This is a genomic window from Giesbergeria sp., from assembly GCF_028686475.1.
Classification (GTDB): domain Bacteria; phylum Pseudomonadota; class Gammaproteobacteria; order Burkholderiales; family Burkholderiaceae_C; genus Simplicispira.
Genome location: NZ_JAQUCA010000051.1, coordinates 1 through 4,857, shown reverse-complemented (window position 1 = coordinate 4,857; position 4,857 = coordinate 1). Strand labels below are relative to the sequence as shown.

Here is a 4,857-nt window from a genome sequence, read left to right as displayed (position 1 = left end):
ACCTCAAGTACCATGTGGTTGCGTGTAATGCCAGTCTGAAACAGTACATCGCAGATCAAACTGAGTCATTACAACATGGTTTGCATATGGCAGTGCTACTCATCGCCTCACGGCCCACATCATAAGTATTTACGTGATGCGCTGGCGTGTCCCTTCATCAGCAATGCACCAAACCAGGGCTGGGTCTATCTGCCTAGCTGGGCTCACTCCAAGGCCAGCAAGGTCACAGCCATCCTGGTCAAATGTCAACATCAGACACGCCAGAGCTGCCCCAGGCCCCTGCTTATGCTGGCGCCTGGAGCTGGTCGCCGCGCACATGTGCATGTGCCACTTGCATGTGCGTGCCCTGAAACATGAAATTCCAAACTCTCAACTCTTCACAACTCGCAACTGTCCCGCTCGTGCCGGCCTAGGCAGTGGCTGTGGTTCTGTGGCAGTGAGGTCGGTTAGCAAGTGAGAGAGGACAGCCCTACAAGTGATGAGGACAACAGAACGCTCCCAAAGACCAAAACAAAAACACAACAAACCACCCTTGACAAAGCCTGCACTACAAAGAAGCCAGAAGAAAGGAGAAAGAAAGGGGCCAGCACAAGAAAAAGAAAAAACACACAGTGCACCAAACAAAGGTGCCTTGAAGGGAAAACAAAGGAAAGGGAAAACTAAAACCGGAGCGCTCTGTTGATCACTGTGTCAGCGCAAGATGACAACAATGCTCCGGGACCCAACACATATTGCACCTCACACTCACTGGCCAAGAACCAACATTTCAGGAGCATGCAGTCTGCATGCTCTGAACTCTACAGTTTGATTCTCACCCCTCAGCCCCGAAGCATTACTAGTTAGCATTAGCTACTGTTGACACGGTTGACACGGTTGACACCAGGCACACCTATCCCACTGCGCGGTACTACTTGATCGTGCTCACCCAATGCTGCCAGTCGTGGGCAGTACACCCTCTGGACCCCATCTCGACAGTACACACCCGCGCCCTATGTGCCCTTCTAGGCTGCAGGGTGGCGCACGGTGTGCCGTGTCATATGTGTCCTCCCTGCTGCTACGTCGATCACCTGACAATGCTCAATCAGTGTGAAGCGGCAGCAGCAGCCCCCAAAGGCCAATCCCCTGCAATGTGCTCGTGCATCACTGTTCTATCCATGCTTTCCCTGCATCCCCTTGAACCACTCGTGGCACATGGCTGCTTCAGCTGTCAGCGCCTGTGCACCCTGGCTTGCTGGCAGCCGCTTGCTGATCAGCATGGCCACAAAGGCATGGGCGTGCTGGGACCAGCTCTGCTGTAGGAGCCTTTGCAGCATGACCCCGATCTGGTAGAGGTCAGATGCAGTTGTGAAGTATGACTCACCCCCTTTCACCTCCAGCGTGTGGTCAGTCCAGTCATGCAGTCGGCTGAAGTTGGACGGCAGGGGTGCAGTCGCGCTCCTGCAGAGCTCCAGGTCAATCACCATGCAGTGGTCATCAGCCAACCACACCACGTTCTGCAGACGGAAGTCAGTGTGCACAATATCTGCCGCGTGCAGCACGCTGGCAGCCTGCACGCAAGCCCATGCCACATGCCGGGCATCCTGCGTGCACAGGCAGGTGGGAAAGGGCCATATCAGTTGAGTTGAGCATTCAATGTGGGTGTTGGAGTTTGAGCATGCAGCGCTGGTGCAATTCTAGTGTGCATGCAACCACCACACCTGCTCTGTGGAGACCGTGCGATGGTAGCCCAGGGGTGTAGTGCACACTGTGTACCGCCTCCCAAAGCTTGGCCCTGATGATGCATACACCAAAAATGGCTGCTTCCCCTCCTGCTGCTGCTTAGCTGCTGCCTGTGAGGCTGCGCGGTACGCCCCCTTGAGCACCGCTTCACTCGCGCCAGTTGCACGTGCGTGGTTTTCGAACTTGTTGATGGCTTTGCTGGCGCCGCTGGGCGTGAGCATGACCGTCCCAGGACCCCGCTCCACCACTTTCCACAGCGTCACACGCATCTCTTTGGGTGGTAGGCACTCGGACATCATGGCCATGATGCGGTCTGTGGTTGGTCACACATCAAGGTTGTGCGGCCCAGTCAAATGGATCATACAGGTCAGACAATGTGTAGGTGCACCGGTTGGGCACCAGGTGGTCCCCGCCATGAGTGCGTGATCATTGTGATTTAGTTGTGATGGCTTGTGATTAGGTAAGGGCGTAGGCAGCATGGCATTCGTGGCCACATGCCATCCCACAATCACAGCCATAGAACAAGCAGGCTTGCTCGCCCACTCACAACACTGGATGATGGCACAGACTGCATCCAGGCGCCCCATTGTTGAGCTCAGGTCCAAGGCATGTCCCACACAGCCCACCTGCAGGCCATGTCCCATGCATGCAGCAACGGTTATGCAGCATGATCAACATCAAGCAGCAAGATTGACATCTGCACATTGCACGCGCATGCACAACATGCCGGTCATTATGTGGCCACATGCAAACCCACCTCCCCAGCCTTGCTGATGAAGCAGAACTGCAGCCTCATGCCTGCAGCAGCATAGGCGATGATGCCTGGGATGGTCCCGTACTGCACTGCGCCCAGGCCCCCCTTGGCGTACCCTTGAAGGTCACGAATGGCATCTTGAAGCTTCCCATTGTCCTTGTCCTCTCCAATCATCACTGTGGAGTGGTCATGCACTACCAGCGTGTCAGGTCGGCTCTGACCAGGCACAACACCACTGAGGCTGCTTGCACCCTGCTCAGTGCGGTTCAGAATGACAGTTGGCGATAGCGTGATGCCAGACAGGGTGTTCAGGATGTCAAAGGTATTGCTCAGGAAGTAGGTAATGGCGCAAGTGGTTGTCATCTCCGAGCCATGATCATAAGGCAGCTTGGTGATCAGGGCTGCAAACGCTGCTGAGGCATAATGGTACCCGTCGACTGCTCTGAGCAGCTGGAACCTGGAGCTGTCCAGCTGGCTTTGCAAGCTGTTGTGAGTGGTGATGGGAATGGGGATGCGCAGATGGGATGGACCTGCGAACAAGATTTGAGACAGCAAGGTGTGAGACAGCAGGGTGTGAGACAGCATGCAGCTCCGTTCACAGGAGCGGCAGCACATGTGTGTTGGGCACGGCCAGCACAACATGCAGCTGCCATTACGGCGCAACACAACGCGGGTGCTAGCACAGCATGCAGCTCCGTTCACAGGCGTGGCAGCACGCGGTTTGTGTGAAAACAGCTCAGTTGATGGGGTTACTTGCTCTCACCAGTACTCAGCAGAAGAGTCTTGAGCTCAGCTGCACTCTTGGGAAGGTGCATGATGGGTGGCATGTCCTTGAGCATCTGTGTCACCAGATGGCCAGATATGTCCACTGCGAGGCAGGCACAAGAATAGCGCACGTTCAGCATACTTCTCAAGATGCCACATGGAGCAGCACATGGCAAGCCCTTGGCACCTCATGTCAGCCCACTGATGCATGCAGCCACCCCCACCCTTCACCCGCATCCACTCCCCCACACACCTGGCTGGGGGTGCGCGGCCGCTGCGGGTGCACAACAGGGCAGCGGGGCACACATGAGAGCGGGGAGGCAGGTGTGGGGAATGTGTGTGTGGGGGGGGCTCTATGAGCTGTTGCTGTTGTTGCTGTTGTTTGATTGCACGACCGCAATGTGATATCGTTGTACATGCAGTTTTCAATAGAAACGGTTTGCAGTGTAAGGGTGATGGTGCAAACGCTCCTTCACCATAACTGCAAGCCTACACAACGCATGCGGGTCACAAACAACAACACCACACCTTGCGCTTGATTGAGGAGTAGCACCTCCTTCTGTGCGAGCGCCGTTAGGCGTGCCTGGAGCGTCATCAGGAGTGCCCGCTCCGGGTCGCCCACAGGGAGCGCCTTCACCTCCTTGATCTCCTCCTCCGTTGTCTTAATCCTCTTTTTCAGTTCCTCCATGTCCGTCTCCATGGTTGCGGGGAGGCTTGTTGCAAACAGATCCTGCACATGGCAAAAGTGGGCATGGAGTTGTTGCTACCAGCTTCAATTCATGGATGTTCCAGCCCCCATGCATAAGACCCGCGAAGAGGGCACAACTTGCAGGACCGCGAAGAGCAAATACAACCCAAAGGCCAGCGAAGTGCGAAATGGCAGACCAGCTGGTTGCAGGGTTGTCCAATGCCAACTCACCTGGCCTGCTAGAGCGTTCAGAATCTCATGAAAAACAGACTACTCCGTTGCGTTAGGTCAGGGCCTGCGAAAAAGACATGCGGGAAAGGCGAGATCATCGGTGAAAGGGATACAAATCCTCAGGGCTATCAGGCATCCGAAGATGAATTTGTTAACAATATGTTTATGCTGTGTTGTCGGAATCCTACCTACCGCGTGTCATTCTGTCTGTCTCGTTAAATAGTAATTGTAAATAGTATTTTGATTTGGATTCCCGACTCCGCTTCAGGGGAGGATTAAGCAAAGACCAGAATCTTATTTCTGTGACCGAACTGTGATGAACTGTGACCTGTGTTGCGAAGCGGTAGGAAGTTTTGAGAACATATGATGACTTTATAAATAAGCTTTGTACTACTCAACAAAGCATTTTCGGTTTAGTATATTGTGACTGTCATCTTGAGTTTGTTCTGACATGGTGTACCTTTATTGCTTGTTTATTACCTCAGGTATGGTACGATAGTATGGTATTGTCTTTATTGTAGTGTTGTAAGATGGTCTCTTGGGGATGCTTGCGAGGGGGCTTGGGGGACGGCTATGTCCCCCATTGCAGGATGTCTGCGTCTTGCTGTATTGTTATTACATCCATTAACAAGGTGGGATCCTTGATGTACAATCCTATGGTAAAACCTCAGGGTTTGTTGGGGGGAGTTGCACTCCCCCT

General features: G+C 54.0%; 3 protein-coding genes. All 3 read right to left on the bottom strand.

Annotation, left to right across the window (positions count from 1 at the left end; all coding sequences use genetic code 11):
* Positions 1 to 1,148: 1,148 nt before the first annotated feature.
* Positions 1,149 to 1,553, bottom strand: coding sequence for a hypothetical protein (locus PHX60_RS15755; RefSeq protein WP_300079696.1), 405 nt, complete (start codon positions 1,551 to 1,553; stop codon positions 1,149 to 1,151).
* An 899-nt stretch (positions 1,554 to 2,452) separates the two neighbouring features.
* Positions 2,453 to 3,058 (bottom strand): hypothetical protein, encoded by a 606-nt coding sequence (locus PHX60_RS15750; protein ID WP_300079694.1) that lies wholly within the window; start codon positions 3,056 to 3,058, stop codon positions 2,453 to 2,455.
* Positions 3,059 to 3,710: 652 nt separating this feature from the next.
* The gene (locus PHX60_RS15745; RefSeq protein ID WP_300079692.1) at positions 3,711 to 3,926 is read right to left on the bottom strand and encodes a hypothetical protein; all 216 of its coding nucleotides are present in this window, start codon (positions 3,924 to 3,926) and stop codon (positions 3,711 to 3,713) included.
* Positions 3,927 to 4,857 lie beyond the last annotated feature (931 nt).